This window comes from Mycobacterium sp. ELW1 (genome assembly GCF_008329905.1).
GTDB lineage: Bacteria > Actinomycetota > Actinomycetes > Mycobacteriales > Mycobacteriaceae > Mycobacterium.
The window spans coordinates 935,831-956,774 of the sequence record NZ_CP032155.1 but is presented as its reverse complement, the minus strand read 5'-3'; the positions used below and the strand labels follow the sequence as shown (position 1 = coordinate 956,774).

Sequence of the window (20,944 nt, the reverse complement as noted above, 5' to 3'; positions counted from 1 at the left end):
GGAAACGATCGTGATCAAGTCGGTTGCAGACGAACCGGTATACAAACTTTTGAGCTCTGAAAACGATGTTGTGTACGAGATACCTAAGTACCAGAGGGAGTACGCATGGTCTAAGCAGCAGTGGGACGAACTCTTTGATGACTTACTGGAGGAAGAAGACTCAAGCTCTGGCCACTTTCTCGGCACAATAATATGCATAAACCGCACCGCAAATGCGACCAAAGAAAGCGTTCTGGAGCTCGTCGATGGTCAGCAACGGATGACGACGCTGTCAATCCTGCTCGCCGCGATCTACAAGTTCCTAAGCGACCGCAGTGACCAACTAGACGAGGACGGCGTGGTTGACCTCAGCACGCTGCGTCGCCAACTCATCTTGAAGGATCCGACACGGCTGCGCGTTCGTCCCCAGTTTCAAAATAGCAATCACGCCGATTACCTGAACGTCTTGAAGACGTGCGGATTGGACGTGAAGGCGCCAACAGTCAAGTTTCTCGGCAATCGCCGGATTATGAAGTCATACAACCACTTCGGCGCTCGCATCGACCAACTCGCGGGGCCGAGGTCGACAGTACTCCCAGTCCTCCAACTACTCAAGCGGGTCAAACACGCGATCCTCGTGAAGCTGGAGGTGGAGAGCACCGCGGACGCCTTCACCCTGTTCGAGTCCTTGAACAATCGTGGAATTCCTCTGACGCCCATCGACATCATCAAGAACTCGCTACTTGCAGCTGCCGACAAGAAGCAGCTGAAGGGACTGACTGCAGACCACGTCTTCGACCAATGGAACGAGTTACTCGACGATCTTGGCGATGATTACAAGATCCAGGAGCGATTCTTCCGGCACTACTACAACGCATTCAAAGATGAATTGCCTTCGATCCCGAAGGCGCCCATAGCTACTCGGTCCAATCTCATCAAAATCTACGAGAAGGTCATCGACGCGGACCTGCAAGGACGGCTGAAAGACATTCTGCTCTGTGGGAGTGTCTATCGCCGCATAGTTGGCAACCTAGACGCGGACGAGTCAACCAATAAGTTCGACGATGCACTGGCCAACCTGGCCCGCGTGCAAGGCGCGCCTTCAGAGGCGCTTCTCCTTTATCTGATGACATACCGTGACGACTACGCACTAACCGACTCCCTGCTTCAGTCAGTCACCGAGACGCTGGTCAGCTTCTTCGTCCGACGGAACCTGACAGGCGATCCCGCGACCAACGTTCTTCAGCGACTCTTCATGTCAATCATCTCCGACGTCGCCGGATCGACCGGAAAGCAGGTCGTCGACGTAGTCAAGCGACGACTTCGCAACGTCGTGTCCGATGACCAGACGTTCGAAGCCAAGCTCACCGGCCCGCTCTACAACGAGAACGCCGATGTCACTCGATACATACTCGTTGCTCTCGCCCAAGCAGATATGACGAATGAGACCTTCACTGACTTGTGGGAACGCGAAGGCAATCACTACAAGTGGACGATCGAGCACATCCTTCCCCAGGGGCCCGGGCTGCCGAAGGAATGGCTGACGATGCTGGGCGGGGCCGAGAAGGCTTCAGCGGTTCAGCAACAGCATGTCCATAGACTCGGAAATCTCACGATTACTGGTTACAACAGCACTCTGAGCAACAAGTCCTTCCAGTCAAAAAAGAACCGCAAGGACGCAAACAAGAAGTTCGTTGGTTTCCGGAATGGATTACCGCTCAACGCTGACGTCGTCGAGGCATCCCAGTGGACTGAGTCGGAGATCGATGCCAGGACCCAAAGGCTAGCCAGACGCGTCCTAGAACTGTTTCCACTGTGATCCTCCACGCCCGGCCACGAGGTCAAACAGGTACGGACGTCCCTGTTATACGGCGCACCGAGCGTGCCGCTGTCCGTACTCAACCAGGCTGATGAATGGTTGGGCCCCTCCGATAAGGGCGCCGGCCCTACTAGAGGACCTGCGTTGACGCCTAGCCGAAGGCTCCGCGAATAGTTTTTAGCAACCCTAATGTCGTTGTCCCTGGGACTGAGTATCGTCTGAGCGGCCGGCCAGTACTGACCTGGTCGAAAATTTGTCGGTTTGTCGCAGGCGGGGGTTTCGGGTGCTGAGCGGTAATGATACTGCGCTGCGAAAATGGGTTGAGCGCTTGCGGCCGCGGAGTGCTCGTGAGCAGTGAAAACCGTCCGCTGCCTCCGGCTGCGGAAGCCGCGCACCGCATTCTCGCCGAAGACGGTCCACTCACCGCGACTGAGCTTCGCGACCGGCTGCGCAAGGAACATTTCGTCCTTGCCCTTGATCGGGTGCTGCACCTGCCGGACCGATTCCCACACCGCTTTCAAATCACCGCCGACGGCCGGCTGTCGATCGCGGCTGCGGATCGCGACGATCATGCCGAAACAGACGAAGCAGAGCCCGAAGCAACGGATTGGTACGTCGCACGGCCGGAGCGCATTTCGATCGACCGTGTAGCCGTGCTGGACATCGAGACCACCGGGCTACACCGCGCGAGCGACTTCATCACCGAGATAGCGCTCGTACGCATGGACGGCACGGTCTTGGTCGACCTCGCCGTCGGGCTACCCGACGGAGTCGAACGACCAACGTCCACCGCGCCCGAACCGGTCTCGCTTGAACACGCCTTGGCCGCCTTGACGACGCAGCTGGGACACATCGACCTTGTCATCGGCCACAATCTGCTCGCATTCGATCTTCCGTTCCTAGCGCAAGCCGCCAGCCGTGCCGGCGCACCGCCAGTTCCCTTTCCCTTAAGTGCTGACAGCATTCATCTGTCATTGCTTGTCAACGTCGCAATGCCCAACCGCCAGCTCGCAGATCTCTGCCTGGCCTACGAAGTCAACAACGACAGCCCACATCGAGCAGTTTCGGATGCCACTGCCACATCTGAAGTCGTTCGAACATTGCTGGCCTCAGTCGATGCGAGCGATCCAAGCTGGCAGCTCGCCATCGCTGCACTCGAAACGCACGATCACCCCCTCGCAAAGCTTCTCCCCCAGTTGGCCGACGCACCGACACTGTCAGCGCTGACCCGGCCATCCGATCCCCTACTCGAGGCGACCGGGTCGCCGTCACCAGACGCCTGGTCGGCCGCGCGCGACGACTTTCCAACCCTTCACCAACGCCATGGTCTGCGTCCCCGCCCAGCCCAACAAGAAATGGCACATGCCGTCGCAGAGGTCTTCGATCGCGGCGGTCGGCTAGCCGTTGAGGCTCCGACCGGAACCGGTAAGTCCCTCGCGTATCTGCTTCCCGCCCTCGGCCGTGCGTCGCAAGCAGCCCGCCCGGTGTTGGTCGCGACGGCAACGAAGGCACTCCAGAACCAACTCCGTGCCGATGCGACGCGCCTCCACGAGGACGGCTTGTTGCGCGCACCATTTCGACAGATCCAGGGCGTAGGCAACTATGTCTGCGCGCGCGAACTTGAAATCGTGCTCACTGACACCGAGTCGTCCGGACTCGCACTGGCCGTGGCCATTCGGGGCTTGGCTACATCGCCGTCGGGCACGTGGGACGACGTCACGGATTACACGCTGCGCAGTACGGATGCTCGTTACGCAAGGACGCGGGCTCGACTTCGTACCAATTCAGGAGGCTGCGATCGGCGAAATTGCGCGTGGGCGAGCGTCTGCCCTCTCATGCAGCAGCTGGTAGGTCTCGACAAGGCGCCTGGCGTCGTGTCGATCAACCACGCGCTCATCGCGAGCTGGATAAAGCTCGAGCAGCAGGGTTCGCGAGCTCCCGGAGACGTACTTGCCGAAGGCCGCGCCGATCTGGTATTCGATGAGGCACACGCCCTCGAAGACTCCTTGACCGCTGCCTGGACCGAACGCGTGGACGCCCTCGAGCTCGAGATTCTCGTGAATAGCTTGTCGCCACGTTCCAGACTGATCAGAGAGATTCGCTCGAAGGCCCGGGCTGAATCGGGCGTCGTCGACGCACTCGAATCAATTGCGACGGTGACCGCCCAGGTACGTTCAACCGCTACAGAACTCGCAGAGGCAATCGACACCTACCTGCATGAGTACGCGGGCAAAGCCGACGCTGTAGTACTGCAGGCCGGAGTGGTCAACAACCGCCCGGAGTTCCGAACCTTACGACAAGCTTCATCGACCGTCCGCTACTGGTTGATTCAGCTCGCCAAAGCTGTTATCAGCCTTCGAGACTCGCTGTCAGAGATCAGCGGATTGAGATCGGCCAAACAACGATTGCGGGGCTACTCCGAGCGCCTCGACAACGCCATCGCCCTCTTAGAAGCTATGGGAACTCTGTCCGACAGCCACCTTTGGGTTTACCGACTCGCGGCGGAAGAAGACGACCCTGCAGCGTGGACGTTTGAGCGCATGCCCATCCACGTCTTCCCTGAATTCAAGCAGCACGTGGTTGACCGTACTCACTCCTCAGTGCTCTGTTCGGCCACGCTGACCGTGGAACGCCGTTTCGATTACCTCGCCTCTCGTTTAGGCATCCGTATCAACCCAGACCCTGACGACGATGCGTTCCGGGCGCTGCTGTTGTCGTCGCCATTCGACTATCAGAATCAATCGGTAGTGGTGCTCACCAACCATCTTCCGGTGCCCGTGCCGGTCAACGAACGCGAATTCTGTGAGGAGATGGCCGCGGACCAAGCCGGCTTTCTGTCACTTTCTGGCGGAAAGACGTTGACCCTATTCGCTGCCCGTAAGCGCATGGAAACGGTAGCCCACGGGGTCCGGACGAGAGAGGCAGAGCTCAAGGATCGCGGGGTTGAACTTCTCGTCCAAGATGAACTCGGACGCTCCCAGATATCTCATCGCTTCCGGACTGAGCCCGGCACAGTGCTCTACGGGCTCAAGTCGTACTGGGAGGGATTCGATGCCCCGGGCGAGACGCTTTCGTACCTATTCATTGAAAAGCCGCCCTACCCCCATCCCGACGACCCTCTCGTATCGGCACGGCAACGTGCCATAGCCGAGCGGGGCGGCGACCCGTTTCTCGACTACGTCCTGCCGATGACGGCCATGCTCTTCACGCAGGGCTTCGGCCGGTTGATTCGTTCCGAAACGGACAGAGGTGCAGCCTTCGTATGCGACCGGCGGCTGCATGCACCCACGCAAGCCCAACGGGTAATCCTTGGCTCACTGCCCAATCCAGTCATTCACGAAGCCGTCGACCGTGACGACGCGTGGACACGCGCTATCGAGTTCGTCACCGGCGAGCCGCCCAACCTGTCGGAGGCCCTCTCGTTTGGTCGTGACGATGTCACGCAATTACTAGAGTCCCTGAGACTCGTCGAGGGCGAGGACCCCACTGCAAAGCTCACCGAGGCGGCCGAGAAGCTCTTCGGCATCACTAAATTGCATCCAAAGCAGCTTGAAGTAATGCGAGCCATCGTCGATGGCAAAGACGTAATGGCCGTCTTGCCCACAGGATTCGGGAAGTCATTGTGTTTCCAACTACCGGCCCTGCTTGCCCCGCAGGCTCGTGCGACGGTCGTCGTCTCGCCGCTCGTCGCGCTTATCAAAGATCAAGTCAACGACCTTCGCGGTCGACGCGGCATCCGACCGGTACAGGGCATCACTGGTACCACGTCGCGAGTGATACAAACTGAGATATTGCGCGATACAGCCAACGGTCAGGTGCGCCTTCTATATGTATCGCCCGAGCGATTGGCGCGCGATCCAATCTTGCGCGGAGCCCTCGGTCGCCAGCAGCTCAACCGCGTCGTCGTCGATGAGGCGCACTGTGTTTCCGTTTGGGGACATGACTTCCGGCCGGAGTTCCGGCAAGTCCCCGCATCCGTTGCAGCATTCAAAACTCGACCGCCGCGAGCGGGTCTGACCGCGACAGCCACAACCGAGGTCGAAGCGGACATCACCACCGCGATGGATATGCAAGATCCCATCACCATCCGCGAGCCAAGCGACCGGCCCAATCTTCGCTTCCGCGTGGTGAGATGTGCGGACGAGCGCGATCGCGCACGGGAGTTGCTCCGGTTCGTAACCTGGGCAAGCGACAAATCAGGAATCATCTACGTATCCAAACGTGCTCTGGCGGAGGAGATTGCAGCGCTGCTTCGTCGCGCCGGTCACGCTGCCCGGCCGTATCACGCGGGCATGGTTCCAGAACAACGCGACGCCGTCCAAGAAGACTTCGACTCCGATACGACAAAAATCATCGTCGCAACCAAAGCCTTCGGGATGGGTATCAACAAGCCCAACATCGGGTGGGTCGCGCACTACGACCTACCAGATTCACTCGATGGTTATGCCCAGGAAGCTGGCCGCGCTGCCCGTGCGCGCGATATCTCCGGCGACTGCGTGCTGCTCTACACCAACGCCGACCTCACCCGCCGCCGGCGACTTATCGAGGCCCACGGAACTAAGGCCGACGCGACCATCACCCAACAGTTGCTGGCCGCCTTGTGGGACTGCCCTGAACGAGGCGATAGCCGAGTCTTCGATATCGACGAGATGGCTGACAAACTCGGCATCGACGACGACGAGATCAACGTGCACCTCGCTCAGCTCGAACGTGTCCATGCAATAGAACAGGGATTGGACTGCTCGGCACGAGGAATGGTTGATGTCGGGCGTCGAGAACCAGAGGCCGAAGACGAACGCCGCATGTTTCGCGAGTTCTTCTACAAGACCCACAGGGCTCGCCCCAATGTCCGTATCCAGCTTGACTTTCAACAGCTTAAGGATGAGCACGGATACGATCCCGACAAACTGGAACAGCAGCTTATTGATTGGTCGCTGGACCGTCTGGTCACCTTCTCCAGCTCGCGCCGACTGCGCCGTGTCCGCACGCTTACGCGTGTCGCGCCTACACAGGCATTGGAAAGCGAATCCGCGCGATGGAAGTGGTGGCAAAAGCGTCGTCTGCAGGCGATGATCGACTATGCCACGGCCGATTCGCACTGCCGTCGCGTAGCAGTCGGAGAACACTTCGGGGACGCGGTTCCGGATTGCAAGAGCAGGGATGTCGAGGCGTGCGACATCTGCAGCGGTCAACCAGCTCCGTGGGCAGCACTGGCGGACCACATGGTGCCAGACCCAGAGCTACTCGTGAACGTCGACCTCATTGCGCTGCAGGCTGTTGCATGGGCATCCGCCTTTCGCCGTGGGGCATATGGCGAAGCCAGCCTGAAGGCGGCGGTGCTTGGGCGAGAATCACTCGGCGAGGGTCGGCCGCTAGGCGTCGGCGTCCTTAGCTGTCCGCAGTTCGGTGCGCTGCGCCACGTACGCAACGGCGAGCGGCGCTGGGATGAAGCAGTCGCGAAGCTCATCGGCCAGGGATTGATTGAGCGCCGTGCCGCCATACGCGAAACCTCTCAAGCCGCTTACCAGTCCCTCGCCCTCACGATTCTCGGCGCGAAAACCCTTGGCATCACGGAGCCTCAATGATCGAAAAGCGAATCACACAGCAGTGGCTGGAGACTGGCCAACTCGCTCTAACCGAGCGTGAATGTTCGGTGTTGGCTCTACCAGAGCACAGCTCAAGCATTCACCTCGAACTCGAGGGCGAACCATTTCTCGCCCAATGGAGCGGGCGCAGCCGACAACTCACCGGCGAGCTTCTCGGTGAGCGCCTTCAGGATTACGGTCAAGAGGGTGGCCTGTTGCGGCTGCGCCTCGTCGATCAGGTGTATCGACTGCAGCTTCTGCCTCCCGGTACGCCCAGCCAGATCAGTATTGCAGCACCACCACCTATTCCTGTCGCCAAATCGAGCGGGGCGAAGGCGAAGCGACGCCGAGCGACGGTAGACCGCCAGTTCCACCCAGACACCGAGTATGACTGGGGCACCGGGGGCGACAAGATAATCGGCTTCCTCAGCACGGCACGAGAATTGTTGGCCGAGCAATTGAAAGCCGCTGGCTTCGACACACTCGACCTTGTCGAGCTACGCCTTCAAGGCGAAGAGCTAGCAACACTCGACGATTTCGAGGAGCTCTTAGCGGTCGACGTGTCGAATGTCGACCGGATGCCTCATCAGGAAGCGGTGGCGCGACACGCGTTGTCGCGCTTGCGTGGACGTGCCGTCCTGGCTGATGAAGTTGGTTTGGGCAAGACGATCGAAGCGGGACTCGCCATCAAAGAGCTCGCGCTCCGTGGTCTTGCGAAGAGGGTGCTCATCTTATGCCCGGCACCGTTGCGTGACCAGTGGCGTGAGGAGATGAGCACCAAGTTCGACATGAGTTTTGACGTCGCCGCCCGTGGCCCTGAGATCCACCAGCAGGACAGGTTAATCCTCAGCTTGACGCTGGGTCGGAGCAATGCCGATAAGCTCACTAGAAAGCCGTGGGACATTGTGATCGTCGATGAGGCTCACCGCGCGGCTGGCTCTGGCGCGCGCAAGACTCGCGACCTCATCACTTCACTAACTACCGCATGCCGGTACGCCTTCTTTCTTACCGCGACGCCGGTCCAGAACGATCTGCTCGAACTCTACCGGCTGGTCGAGCTATTGCGTCCTGGCACTTTCAACTCGGTCAACGATTTCAAGCGGCAATTCATGCGCGGCTACGACCCCCGTACTCCGAACGACCCCGCTGCCCTCCGGCGCCTCATCAGCAGCGTGATGATTCGCACCACGCGGGCCCAAGCAGGAGTCGACCGAGTGGTGCGTCGCGCCGTCGATGTCCCTATCACGCTAGGACCTCGTGAGAACGAATTGTATGCGCTGGCAACGCAACTGCTGCGCAACGTGATGCGTGAATCGGGCGACACAATGCGGCGTCGCAGCCTTGCCTTAAGGTTGACGGCCAGTCCGTTCTCGATGGGAACGACGGCACTCAGAATGGCGGACCGCCATCCCGACGCCCGCGTGCGCGAAGTGCTGCACGAAGTTGGTCACCTTGCCATGGACATCAAGACGTCGGCCCGGGAAGACAAGGCAATTCAAATAACTCGAGATTGGATGCGGGAGCATGGCCGCGTTCTGATCTTCACCCAGCACACAGACACAGTCACTGGGCTACTCCGACGGATGGAAGCCGAAGGGCTCAGCGCGCGATCGTTCCACGGCTCGATGTCTGCCAGCGAACGTGCAGCTACGATAGCTGCTTTCAGATCCGGTGACGCCCCCATCATGATTTCGACGGACGCCGGAGCAGAAGGTCAAAACCTCCAGTTCTGCAACTGCGTTCTGAACTACGACTTGCCTTGGAATCCAATGCGCATCGAGCAGCGTATTGGTCGTGTGGATCGCTTGACGCAGCCCAAAGATGAGGTGTTCGTCGCCAACCTCTACGCCCAACGAACAATCGACGAAAGCGTCTTCCGGCTGCTAGCTGAGAAGCTTCGCATGTTCGAGCTGCTCTTCGGGCAGGTCACCACGATTCTCGGTGAACTCGACGACTCAAAGACTGCGAGCTTCGAAACACGCGTCATGGAGGCCCTATTCGCCGAGAGCGACGCGAAAATGAATACTCTGCTTAACAAGCTGGGGACTGAGCTTGTCGACGCTCGCAAGAAGGCATCGCAACTGATCGCCGCAGACGCCGGTATGAGCAAGTGGATGGCGACGGGTTTCGAGCATCGCAAAGAGCTTACGAAGGCGGGCAGCACGGAGCTGGCTCCCGAGGTTAGCGAGCGTGCACGGATGCGCCAGCGTCGGGTACAGGCATGGGTGAGGAATGTTCTCGAAGCGCTCGGCGCGGTCATTGTGCACGACACTGGCAGCGGCGATGGAGCATTCATCACAGCGAAGTTCGACGAGGAATTCGATCAGGAACTTGGCGGCCGCACTCTCATGCATTTGGCGTTCGACCGTTTCGGACTGGAACACCATCCTGATGCTGAACTGTGCGCTGTCGGATCACCGGTCTTCGACGAGCTGCTTGGCCTGCTCCGTGTACGCGGGGACATGCACGCGACCGTGCCGGTGATCCCCGATGACATCGGACCTAGCCCGTATCGACATGCCGCCAACATCCGACTGCTCCGCCGGCGTCTCGTACCTTCCGGCTCATGGAGCGGGCAAGCGACGTTCCGAGCGACAGTGGGCGAGGCCGAGACAACTGAGCACCTCATCACGGCGGACATCAACGGGCACAACGAACGTCGACTCCGACGACGTCCACTCGAGGACGGAGAATCACTGCCGCCGGCATTCGACACCGCTCCGAAAGTAATCGCTGAGTTCGAACGCGCAGCGAAGGCCCAGCTCGAAAAGCTTCGTCGTGAACGCTCGACGCTCGTGGAGAAGCAGCAGAATCAGGAACTTTCTCGCATCACCACAGGTTACAAAGCCCAGATTGCCGAGGCAGTCACGGAGGATCGCACACGCCTGCAACGCGCTCTGCGTTCCGAGGAGGCTCGCCTCAGTCGGCGTCCAGACATACGCGCTAGAGCCAAGATCCTCGCGGTAACCCTCGACGAAGACGACTGGTTGGTCGAAGAGACATGGCAGGGGCCCAGCGGCGACGAAGCTACGTTGACCTACGAGTGGGGTACCAACGAACCCGTAACGGTGGAGAGCGACTTCTCCGGTCAAGCAATCGAGATACTTGCGCTCTGCTCCGCAATGCATTGGGTCGACGAATCAGAAGTAACCCATTGCGAGTCGTGTGCCCGCTCATTATGCGAGGGTTGCGGCGACGATGCGGTCTTCGCACCATGCGCCGTATGTGGACAGTCGAGCTGTGCTCAATGCCGCCGCGATACAGGGGGGCTCTGCCAAACGTGTGCCTCACCAGAGCGCGTGCCTGAACTGGATGACGAATTTTCTATCGCTTGGAAGCTCAACCGAGGCAACATCCTTCGAGTGGGCGATCGAGTCGCCGAATTGGTCCGACCCGACTCAACTTCAGCGGTTATTGTTCACGAGTCTGACGCGGCCGACCCCCAACGGGTCCGCCTGCGTGCGTACGCAAGACAGAACGGCCTGCCGTTGGACTGCGGCCTTATTACTCGGGACCTGACCGGGCGTCGATTGCAAGACAGCAATACGCGCGCCCGGCTGCATAGCACCGAAAGGGTCGCGGTCGAACGGTCGATTGCTTCCGATGCCGGTTCGTCGATCGACAACAAGGCCGTAGCCGACCTACCGACCTCGGCACCGGAGGTTCCTGTTACGTCCGAAGTGGAGTCCGGACTCGCCCATCTGCTGCAGAAGCTGCGCAGTGATGTCATGCCGCCACCACGTCCCGCTGTATTGATCACTCGCCGTTCGTATTTCGTGGACACCTATCTCGAAGCACATCAGATCGTGCAGGAGGACTCCTCCGTGAACGACGAAGGAGTCCCTCAGATATCAGATGTGCGAAGTGCCGCCCTTCAGTGGCAGGCGCCAGCGACTGACAGTCCTTCGATCGCCAATGCGGAACTGCCGGGACTTCACGTGGCCTTGGAACGGAGGAACGAGGCGGTTCTAGTCAACGCTCGGCACGGAAGCGACGAGGTCGGCGCGTGGATCGGATGCCCGCATGGATTCACACCTGCCGAACAGTTGGGTGCTTACGACTATCTCTCCGCGATCGGGATGCCGGGGGGAAGGCTCGGAAAGCGAACGGACGAAATTGTTCAAATTGTCGGAGACTTCCCGTCGCCGTCGGAATGCAGATTACAGAAACGAGACATACGTCCGGTCGCAGAGCTGGTCGAGCTCACTGCCGATGCAGAAATCGTCGCAGCCGACAACGCTTCGCTTCTGGCGCTGGGCGTGGTTTCCAATCCATCAGCAATACAGGGCATCTCCTTACTGCCGAGTGAATTGGCCTCGGAGCTGATCGCCCAGAGCACAGGTAGCTTTACTGCTGCGCTGTGCAATGGTCTGGAAGTTGCGGAGACCTGGCAAGGACACGGCACCGCAACGCACGTCTACCAGACATTCGATGGCTCTCCGCTGACTCCCCAGGTAAACGACCTCGGAATCCGGCAATCGAATTTCGGAGTATGCCGGGACGGTCACTTCTACGCCGCGGGGTCAGCGGCGCTCTGCTCATCGTGCGAATCCTGGGCATGTCGCGCCTGTGACGACTTCGGCCAGCTGGCCTCGCTTACATGTGGGGGTTGTTCACATGAGGTTTGCCGGCGATGCGCATCTACTAGCCACAAAGTCTCCCCGGTTCGATGCCTTCTGTGTGGTGACCACGCCTGCACCGATTGCGGTCGGGACCCGCAGGTCGCTGCATGCGCGATGTGCGAACGAGCCATGTGCATGTCGTGCCGAGTGGACGATCTCTGCCCAGCCTGCGACAGGATGGCACCGATAACAGACGAGCAGCGGGCGACGCTGCCTGCAGCTCTCGCGGCGCACGGGACAACGATTCAAGCAGGTACGGACGACCACGCGCTTGTGGTCCTCATCAACCGCGGACGGGCCTACGAGCAAGCCATCATCCGCCACAGCGCTGTTACACGGTGGGTTGCGTTCGACCGCAGTCACATCGACAACTCGTACTCCTTGCGCTTGTCGGCAAGTCGCGCGCTGCAGACTCAGGTCGTCCCGGCTGCCCAAATACTCCAGCCCGAGTCGACACGCACAGACCCTCGGCTCGTCGTGCACTCGAAACGCGAATTCCGCTCGGTCTGGTCGGCCCCAGAGCTCGATGCCTCCGGGAGAAGCCCCAAACCACAACCGTCTCCTACGGATGACCTAGCTGCAGCTGTCGTAGAACTATTCCCGCCGTTGGCGCACTGTCCGGAGGCGGCCCTGCAGACGCCGAATCGGCTTAGGTCCGTCCTGCACGCTATGGACCAGCCCTCGACCACTCCGCTGATCATGCGCTGGGAGCGTTCGGGTTTCGAGGTTGCGATCACGCCTGAGGGAATCAGCGAGATAACCATTGTTGACTCGGACGAGCACGAGGTCACCGCAGAGTGGGGTGCGGCCGAGTCGCGGCCGCCGTGGGTGACTGATGCATGGAATCCCGAGCCGACGGTCCGGGAGATGGTCATCGGAACTGACACCGAGGCAGTCATTTCCAGCATGGCGAACCTGGTCACGCTCGGTGTGCGCCGCCTCGAAGAGGTGCACTGGTACCTGATTTCAATGTCTGAGCATGCGCCTGCCGCCACGCTACTGTCGCGGCAGATGGGCTTGGGTGACGCCGACGAGGTCGGTGTCTACACCGATCCGAACAAGGTCACTTTGTCTACTCTCTCGAACGCCACCGCGGTTGCAAACCACATCGAGCCGCGCGGGCAGATCAATACCGGCCCACGGTCAGTCGCCGACGGCACGAGCGATGCGCTCGCCGCGTGGATCCCGGACCAATCGGTCGCGCTCCCGCAGTTTAGTGATCTACCGCAACGGCTTCGAGGCCTGTTGCAGTCGCTCATCCCACCGACACCCCGGATCCGGTTGGATATCGGTGCATCGGTTACGCAGAGTGTCACTGTTAGCGGCGGCCACGAGTGGCGTTACGACGTCGTCCTCGCACCCGGCCAGACCGACGCCCGCCGAGCCGATCAGATCAGCAGGCAGATTCTCGATTGGGGCGGGATTGATCGGGAGGGGCATTTCGGATCAGTTGCCGCTCAATGCGGCTACTGCCAACAACCCGTCTGCCCGGCGTGTGCCGATGGCATTGTTGCGTGTGATTGCTGCGGCATCGCCATTTGCAAGAGATGTGTCCACACGCCACTTAGCGGAATGTGGCTCTGCCATGGGTGTTCATCGACGCGTCCGCCTACCCGTCAAGAAGCTCGCGAACACGGGCGACTCTTGTTCAAGCGTGGCATGCTCATCGGCGCCGATCCTCTGCACACCGTTGTGGTCGAACACTCAAAGTCCCACTGGGAAATTCACGGCCCGGACGGAAAGAAGCGCCTGATCGCTAATCCGTCAGTAGCTCGCTACCTCGACCAACGATTGGCGGAGGTGAATGAATAATTGGTGTGCCATTCGTCGACACGAGAACTGCGTTGAGCTCACCGCGGAGCACCGCGCTTCGCCGCTCGCCATAGCGCAACATCCATCCGTCTCAGCAAGCTCACGTGTGCCGGTGCGGCCTGGCAGACTTCCGCGATTACTTGGCGCCGTGCAGGATCCGATAGCTCGTCATGCATAGTCACCCAAAAGAGGTTCTTCGGAGGTTGCAGGTAGTTGCGGACCTCATTGTCGAGGATCGGAATCAGCTTGGGGCGTTTCGCCGCCATCAGCTTGCCCGCGATGACCCACTCGATACCCGGCAAGGTGCGCAGCTCCGCGTGCAATCTGTCGGCGGCGCTTCCCACGTTGACATCCAGCCGACTCACCTCCCAGAGGTTCTGCTCGCGGGGGATCTCCCTGAGCAGTGAGTTGAAGCGCTCGCTCTCTGCGACGAGAAGCGACGCTGCAGCCTCGGTGGGCACCGTCACGCTCAGCGCTTCAACAGCAAGTAGGTCCGAAGCTTCAAAGCGGTTCGGATCTCCTATGGCCGCAAACTCCTCGAACCATCGTCCGGTGAAGGGTTGCTTCCCTCCTCCGAAATAACCGGCTAAGTCACTGCGGACTTGGTCCGCGTTGTCGGAGAACCACTCGGGTAAGTCGAACCGGAACCTTGTCATTGAGCGACCGTGTCACCGAGGACAGCCACTAGGGCATCGCGCAATGCCCGAGCCTGTTCCGTCGACATCTGCATTGCACTGGGCCAGTGTTGGAACGTGATATCCCATGCCTTCGCCGTTCCGTCCGCCAATTTCCATTTGCCCACACAGATGCCATGGCCTCGATAGACGACGAGCCGTTTGGGCGTCAAGACTCCACCTTCAGCCGTGTTGGCGCGCAGAGGCATTGCTATCGACGTCGCGACGCCCGCCACGATCTCATCGCCTGTCCCCGCTGTCGGTCATTTCGCCCCACTCAGGGCCGCGCTCGGTCATGACCGACGCCAGCGATGGTCCAGCTCACGCTCACTTAGAGAGCCGTCCTGCCTAATCTGCGGACCGTAGATTCGGGTCTCCACCAAACCCTTCGGGTCGAATTCCACATCAATGTGGGTGGGCCGAAACCATTTCTGTTGCGCCACCCCATTGACGCCGCAAGCCATGTCGGGCAGCTGACCGGCGTCCAGGTCAATGCGATGCACCGAGGTGCCCGCCCACGACCGAGTCTTCTTGTCGCTCATTTCTCCCCCATAGCCGTGGCCTGCTACTTGTTCAAAGCGCCCGCTTCACTGACGATAATCCCAGTCTGAACTCGACCGGCGGCAATCCAACGTTAAGTACGAGGGACCAATCACCGTCGATTCTTGACACCACGAGAAGCGATTCAGTGTTATCCAGATAGGCCCGCCGGCGAAGCTGTCCTGGATCGTCGGCCTCATTCCAGGAAGCAAGACGCGGTGCAACCCTCAGAACGAGGGGCTAGTTTTCGGCGCGGGCGTACCAGCGAATCGCCAAGTTAGCGCGGCACGCTGACGAATCATCGGCCCTCAGCGGCCGTGGCTCCGTCCGCAGCCACGCCACCAACCCCTAAGCAGCCACCAACGTAATCGGAATCTGCGACTGCCCGGGCCGGGTCAACACGCAGTTGCCCTGTTGAATCTCGGTCACCGAACCGGTCAGCGTCTGGGTGTTCCACGTGAAGACCATCGCGCCCTTGGTCTTGGATCGGTCCGGGCACACCGGCACCTGACCGATGACTCGCATCATCCAGGTGTGCGCGCCTTGGTAGACGGCCTGACCCTCGATCAGCGGGGACTTGATGTTGGCCAAGCAGCCCGTCTCGATCACATTGCACAGGTTCGAGATGGTCCAGGTGTCGATGATCTCGTTCGGGCCCTTCACGGTGTAGCTGCCGCTCATCAGGTCCTCGGCCGCATTCGCCGTCGGCGCCATCGCCAGCGCAACACCGCACACCACGGCAGCGACACAGCCAGCACGCATGAGCAACCCCTTCCGAAGTCAACGGCTGTCAACAGTATGCAGACAATCTGAAAACCCGCAGCACAAGGCTTGGCCGACAACCCACGACACCGCCGAAGCACCAGCACTGTTCAGCCATTACATCGTTGCCACCCGCGATACCGTTAGCCGATCACCATGGCAGCCGACACCCAGCTCACGGCCGCGCGCGCCGCCTACGCCCACGGCGACTGGCGCACCGCCTACGAACAGTTCACCGAAGCCCAAGAAACCGGCGAGCTCAGCACCGACGATCTGTCGTCGTTCGGCCTGGCCGCCTGGCGTCTCGGCCACGGCCGGCACTCCATGCAGCTCTCTGAGCAGGCCTTTAACCGCCTCAACGCCGCCAACGACACCCACGGCGCCGCCATGAAGGCTGTCGAGGTCGCCCTGCAGTGGTTCAATGGCGGCGATCTGACCATTACTCGGGTCTGGATCAGCCGCGCCCGCCGCCTGCACGACAAACAACCCGACGACCGGGTCCTGGCCTACCTTCTCTATATCGACTCGCTCGTCGCCATTGACGAAGGCCGCAACGACGTCGCGAAGGCCCTCGCCGAGGAACTCGAAGAGGTCACCAAACGACTCGACGACCCAGGGTTCAACGCGCTGTGCTTCACCGCCAGCGGCGTCACCATGCTGCCCTTCGCCCGCACCAGCGAGGCCTTCGCCCAACTCGACGAAGCGATGATGCCCGTCCTCGCCGACCAGGTCCCCCTCGATTGGGCCGGCGACATCTACTGCGCCGTCATCCACGAATGCCACCGCCTGGCCGACCTCACCCGAATGAAGACCTGGTTCGACGCCATGGAGGTCTGGCGCACAGGCCCGAAGGTCACCGCCTCCTGGTACGGCACCACCTGCGAGGTCCACAAGATGGACCTGCACAGCGCCACCAAGACCTTGAGCGAGGTGGAGCAGCGACTGATCAACGCCATCGCCGCCATGGGTGACTTCCCCGGCACCGTCGGCAAGGGCTACTACGAACTCGGCGAGATCCGGCGACGCAAAGGCGACATCGACGGCGCCCGGCAGGCCTTCGCCACGGCACGCGACCACAATAAGGATCCCCAACCCGGCGAAGCCCTTTTAAGGTGCCACCTCGGCGAGGCCGACGCCGCCGCCACCGACCTGCGCATGCGGATGGATGCCGAACAGGACGAGATCAACCGCCTGCGGCTGCTCCCTGCCGCCGTCGAAATCGCCTTGGCGCGAGACAAATTCGACGACGCCGACCGCTACAGTGCCGAACTCGAAGCAGGCGCAGAGAAATTCGACTCCCCCGGTTTTCGCGCCTGGGCTCGCCACGCCCGCGGGGCGGTCCTCGCCAGCCAAGGCCGCCACGCCGACGCATTGCCTGTCCTGCAGGATGCCCTGCGGCGCTACCGGAGCACGCAATGCCGTTACGAGATGGCCCAGGTCTACGACTGGATCGCGCTGGCCCGGCGCGGCACCGGCGACCCCACCGGGGCTGACGGCGACGCGGCCAACGCCCAAGCGATCTACCAACAGCTCGGCGTGGCAGTGACCCAGGCGCAGCCGGCCGAAGCACCCGGCGGCTTGACCAAACGTGAGCTCGAGGTGCTGGCCGGCGTCGCGGCGGGCCTGTCCAACCGCGATCTCGCCAAGAAGCTGTTCATCAGCGAGAAGACCACCGCCCGGCACCTGGCCAACATCTACGTCAAACTCGGCGTCTCCTCCCGCACCGCAGCCGCGGCGTGGGCGCACGAGAACAAGGTGCTGCACGGCGCGTCTACATAATTTGCACCATGCCGTACCTGCATAAACGCATACTTCGGCCGATGATGCAGGGTGCCTGCGCGCCATAACGTCGTCAGCATGATCACCGCCACCGCCGCCAAGCTCACCCTCGCCACCCTCGCCGCCCCGGTGCTGGCCGCCCTCGCGGTCGGGCTGGCCGGCCACGCGGCCGCCGAAACCCCCGAAACCGACGGCGGAACCTCCACCGCCAGCGACACCATCGGCCAGCTGCGCGACCAAGGCGTGCACGTCGTCATCAACAAAGACGGCACCATGCCGCTGGACAAGTGCTCGGTGATCTCGGTGCACCAGGACCGTCACGAGCACCACGGCGGTCAGCAGCGCGACGCCTTCGAAACCGCTCAGGTCGACGTGTTCTGCCACGCCGGATAATCCATGCGACACCGCTGGCTTGCCCTGGGTGTACTGAGCCTGGGCGTGCTGCTCATCGGAGTCGACGGCACGGTCCTGGCCGTGGCGACACCGGTCTTCGGCCGGGATCTCGGTATGACGGCCACCGAGATCATGTGGATCGGAGACATCTACTCGTTCGTGCTCGCCGGCCTGCTCGTCACTATGGGCAGCATCGGCGACCGGGTCGGACACAAGAAGCTATTACTCACCAGCGCAACCGCTTTCGCGATGGCGTCGGTGCTGGCCGCGTATGCACCGACGGCCGGGATGCTGATCGCGGCCCGCGCGCTGTTGGGTGTCGCCGGGGCCAGCCTGGCGCCGTCGACCCTGGCCCTGATCCGGGGCCTGTTCCCGAATCCGCGGGAACGTGCTGTCGCCGTGGGCATTTGGGCGTCCGTGTTCTCAGCAGGCACCGCGCTCGGTCCCGTCGTCGGCGGGCTGTTCCTGGAGCACTTCTGGTGGGGCGCGGTCTTCCTGATCAACGTGCCGGTGGTGATCGTCCTGTTGGTCGGCGGCTCGGTACTGCTGCCAGAATTGCGCAACCCGACCCCGGGCCCGTGGGATCCGCTCGGTGCCGGCCTGTCGCTGATCGGAGTGCTTGGCGTGGTCTACGCCGCCAAGCAGGGCGCCACACACGGACTGCACGCCGACATCGTCGTCGCGGGGTTGGTGGGCGTAACCGCCCTGACACTGTTTGTGCGGCGCCAGCTGAAGGCAGCCCACCCGCTGATCGACGTGCGCCTGTTCGCCAACCGCGGGTTCTCCGGCGTGATCACGGCCAACATGTTGTCGATCCTCGGCCTGTCCGGTGTGCTCTTCTTCTTGTCCCAGTTCTTCCAATTGGTCCACGACTACAGCCCGCTGCAGGCCGGGCTCGCCGAACTGCCTGCCGCGCTGGCGGCAATGACTTTCGGTGTGCTGGCCGGCTTCGTCGTGCGGTACCGCTCGCCGCGGGCAGTGCTTGCGACATCGCTGACGGCGATCGGTGCGGCGCTGGCATCGCTGACGCTGATCAGCCCGACCACCCCTTATTGGCCGCTCGGGGTCGCCCTGTTCGTCATCGGCGCGGGCCTCGGGATGGCGTTCACGGTTGCCAACGACATCATCATCACCAGCGTCCCGCCGGAGCGCGCGGGTGCCGCGGCAGGTGTCTCGGAGACCGCCTACGAGCTGGGCATGGCGCTCGGGATCGCGTTGCTGGGCAGCGTGATCGCCGCCGTCTACCGCGGTCTGGACCGGCCGGCCGGCATCCACGCTGACGTCATGGCGCACGCTGAACAGTCGTTGGCCGCCGCCCACCGGGCGGCCGCAACCCTCGGCGGGGACAAGGCGCATGCCCTGCTGGCCGCAGCCCAAGCCGCGTTCACCGACGGACTGGCCGTCGCCGCGGGCATCGGTTCGGTTCTGCTGCTCGCATCCGCGGTGGCGGTCTGGATGCTGCTCAAGCCGCCGCCCGAACTCCCGCTCGTCCCCTATGGTTGCTCTGACTTCGAGGAAGGCCCGGTGCCGCAATGACCGTTGAATCCACCGACGAGGAACTCCGGCATTCGGGCTATCAACCCGAACTGAAGCGCACCCTCGGCTCGTTCCAAGTGTTCGCGATCTCGTTCGCGTTCATCTCGGTGGTCGTCGGGATCTTCGCGACCTACGGTGCGGTGCTGAATTATTCGGGGCCGGTGGGGATCTGGTTGTGGATCATCGCCGCGGTGGGCCAGACGCTCGTCGCGTTGGTGGTGGCGCAATTCGCCGCTCGCATTGCGCTCAGCGGATCGTCCTACCAGTGGGCGTCGCGGCTGGCGAGCCCGAAAGTCGGGTGGCTGTTCGGCTGGCTGACGTTCTGGTTCCTGGCGATCGCGGTGGCGGCGATGGACAACGCCCTGGCCAGCCAAGCGCTGATGCCGCTGTTCGGGATGGCGCCCGACGAGGACGTCGCCCGCGTGATCACGTTGGCGATCTTGCTCACTCAGACCATCCTCGTCATCGCCTCCACCCGCCTGCTCGGCGTAGTCACCTCGGGTGCGGTCGGTCTCGAGCTGGGGATCCTGGCGATCCTGGTGGTCGGCCTCGGTGCCGTGATGATGTTCTCCGGGACCGGCACCACTGCCAATCTGGTGTCCCGGGGTGTGGCCGCCGACGCACCCAACTACTTCGCGATCGGCGGGCCGTTGATGGCCGGCATGATCATGGGCTTGGTGACGCTGGTCGGCTTCGACTCCGCGGCGAATCTCGCTGAGGAGGCCAAGGATCCGTTCCGCAGCGTTCCACGCGCCATCGTCTCGTCGGTGATCGCCTCGGCGACCTTGGGCCTGGTGTTCGTCATCATCCTGACGCTCGCGATCAAGGACATCACCGAAGTCACCACCAGCGGCTCACCGGTGGCGACGATCATCCACGATCAGCTGGGTCCGGTGATGGAACGAGTTCTGTTGACCGGCATCGTGTTTGCGATGTTCGGCGCAGGCATGGTGATGATCGCCGCCTGCTCGCGACAGGCGTTCGCCATGGCCCGCGACTCGCGGTTTCCCGGCCACACGGTGCTGCGGCGGGTGAGCCCGCGGACCCAAACACCAGTCGCCGCGACCATTCTCATCTTCGTGATCGGCGTGGTCTTGATGCTCACGTTGCGCGGTGCGGCCCTGCTGCAGCTGATCGTCGCGTCGACCATCCTGCCCGCACTGATCTACGGCGGCATCGTGGTGCTCTACCTTTGCGTGCGCAAACGCCTCGAACGCAAGGAGGGCGGTTTCAGCCTCGGCCGGTTCGAGCTGCCGGTGGCCTACACGGCGCTGGTGTGGGTGGCCTTCTCGATCTTCGCGCTCGTATCACCCAGTGAGGCAAGGGTTCCCGGCCTGATCGTGCTGGGCCTGATCGCGGTCGGCGGGCTGTACTTCGTTTGGCTGCTGGTGACCAACCGCGAAGCACTCGACAGCGAGCCCGGCGAACCGGGCGCCTTCTGAG

General features: G+C 61.8%; 10 protein-coding genes. 7 read left to right on the top strand and 3 right to left on the bottom strand.

Annotation, left to right across the window (positions count from 1 at the left end):
* Positions 1 to 10 precede the first annotated feature (10 nt).
* The 3 genes from D3H54_RS04380 to D3H54_RS04370 all read left to right on the top strand — a co-directional run bounded on the left by D3H54_RS04380 (position 11) and on the right by D3H54_RS04370 (position 13,817).
* Positions 11 to 1,798, top strand: a complete 1,788-nt coding sequence (locus D3H54_RS04380; protein WP_149378026.1) for a DUF262 domain-containing protein — start codon at positions 11 to 13, stop codon at positions 1,796 to 1,798.
* A 347-nt stretch (positions 1,799 to 2,145) separates the two neighbouring features.
* A complete protein-coding gene (locus D3H54_RS04375) occupies positions 2,146 to 7,383 on the top strand; it encodes a RecQ family ATP-dependent DNA helicase (RefSeq protein ID WP_149378025.1) in 5,238 nt (1,745 codons plus the stop codon).
* Positions 7,380 to 13,817, top strand: coding sequence for an SNF2-related protein (locus D3H54_RS04370; RefSeq protein WP_149378024.1), 6,438 nt, complete (start codon positions 7,380 to 7,382; stop codon positions 13,815 to 13,817). The genes D3H54_RS04375 and D3H54_RS04370 overlap by 4 nt, the downstream gene beginning before the upstream one ends.
* A 38-nt stretch (positions 13,818 to 13,855) precedes the next feature.
* Here the strand turns inward: D3H54_RS04370 and D3H54_RS04365 are convergent, their stop codons facing one another.
* The 3 genes from D3H54_RS04365 to D3H54_RS04355 all read right to left on the bottom strand — a co-directional run bounded on the left by D3H54_RS04365 (position 13,856) and on the right by D3H54_RS04355 (position 15,793).
* Positions 13,856 to 14,473, bottom strand: a complete 618-nt coding sequence (locus tag D3H54_RS04365; protein WP_149378023.1) for a DUF6308 family protein — start codon at positions 14,471 to 14,473, stop codon at positions 13,856 to 13,858.
* 311 nt (positions 14,474 to 14,784) lie between these two features.
* Positions 14,785 to 15,033: a hypothetical protein gene (locus D3H54_RS04360; RefSeq protein WP_149378022.1), complete on the bottom strand. Its 249-nt coding sequence runs from the start codon at positions 15,031 to 15,033 to the stop codon at positions 14,785 to 14,787.
* A gap of 346 nt (positions 15,034 to 15,379) precedes the next feature.
* On the bottom strand, positions 15,380 to 15,793 hold the full coding sequence (locus D3H54_RS04355; RefSeq protein WP_149378021.1) for a hypothetical protein: 414 nt from the start codon (positions 15,791 to 15,793) through the stop codon (positions 15,380 to 15,382).
* A 156-nt stretch (positions 15,794 to 15,949) separates the two neighbouring features.
* On the opposite strand from D3H54_RS04355, the gene D3H54_RS04350 reads away from it, so the two are divergent.
* The 4 genes from D3H54_RS04350 (at position 15,950) to D3H54_RS04335 (ending at position 20,943) form a co-directional block, all read left to right on the top strand.
* Positions 15,950 to 17,572 carry a helix-turn-helix transcriptional regulator gene (locus D3H54_RS04350; RefSeq protein ID WP_149378020.1) on the top strand — a complete coding sequence of 541 codons (1,623 nt, stop codon included), beginning with the start codon at positions 15,950 to 15,952 and terminating at the stop codon, positions 17,570 to 17,572.
* 78 nt (positions 17,573 to 17,650) lie between these two features.
* Entirely contained in the window at positions 17,651 to 17,965 is a 315-nt protein-coding gene (locus D3H54_RS04345) for a hypothetical protein (RefSeq protein ID WP_149378019.1), read from the top strand.
* Between the two features lie 3 nt (positions 17,966 to 17,968).
* The gene (locus D3H54_RS04340; RefSeq protein ID WP_149378018.1) at positions 17,969 to 19,501 is read left to right on the top strand and encodes an MFS transporter; all 1,533 of its coding nucleotides are present in this window, start codon (positions 17,969 to 17,971) and stop codon (positions 19,499 to 19,501) included.
* Positions 19,498 to 20,943 carry an APC family permease gene (locus D3H54_RS04335; RefSeq protein ID WP_149378017.1) on the top strand — a complete coding sequence of 482 codons (1,446 nt, stop codon included), beginning with the start codon at positions 19,498 to 19,500 and terminating at the stop codon, positions 20,941 to 20,943. The genes D3H54_RS04340 and D3H54_RS04335 overlap by 4 nt, the downstream gene beginning before the upstream one ends.
* The last annotated feature ends 1 nt before the right edge of the window (position 20,944 follow it).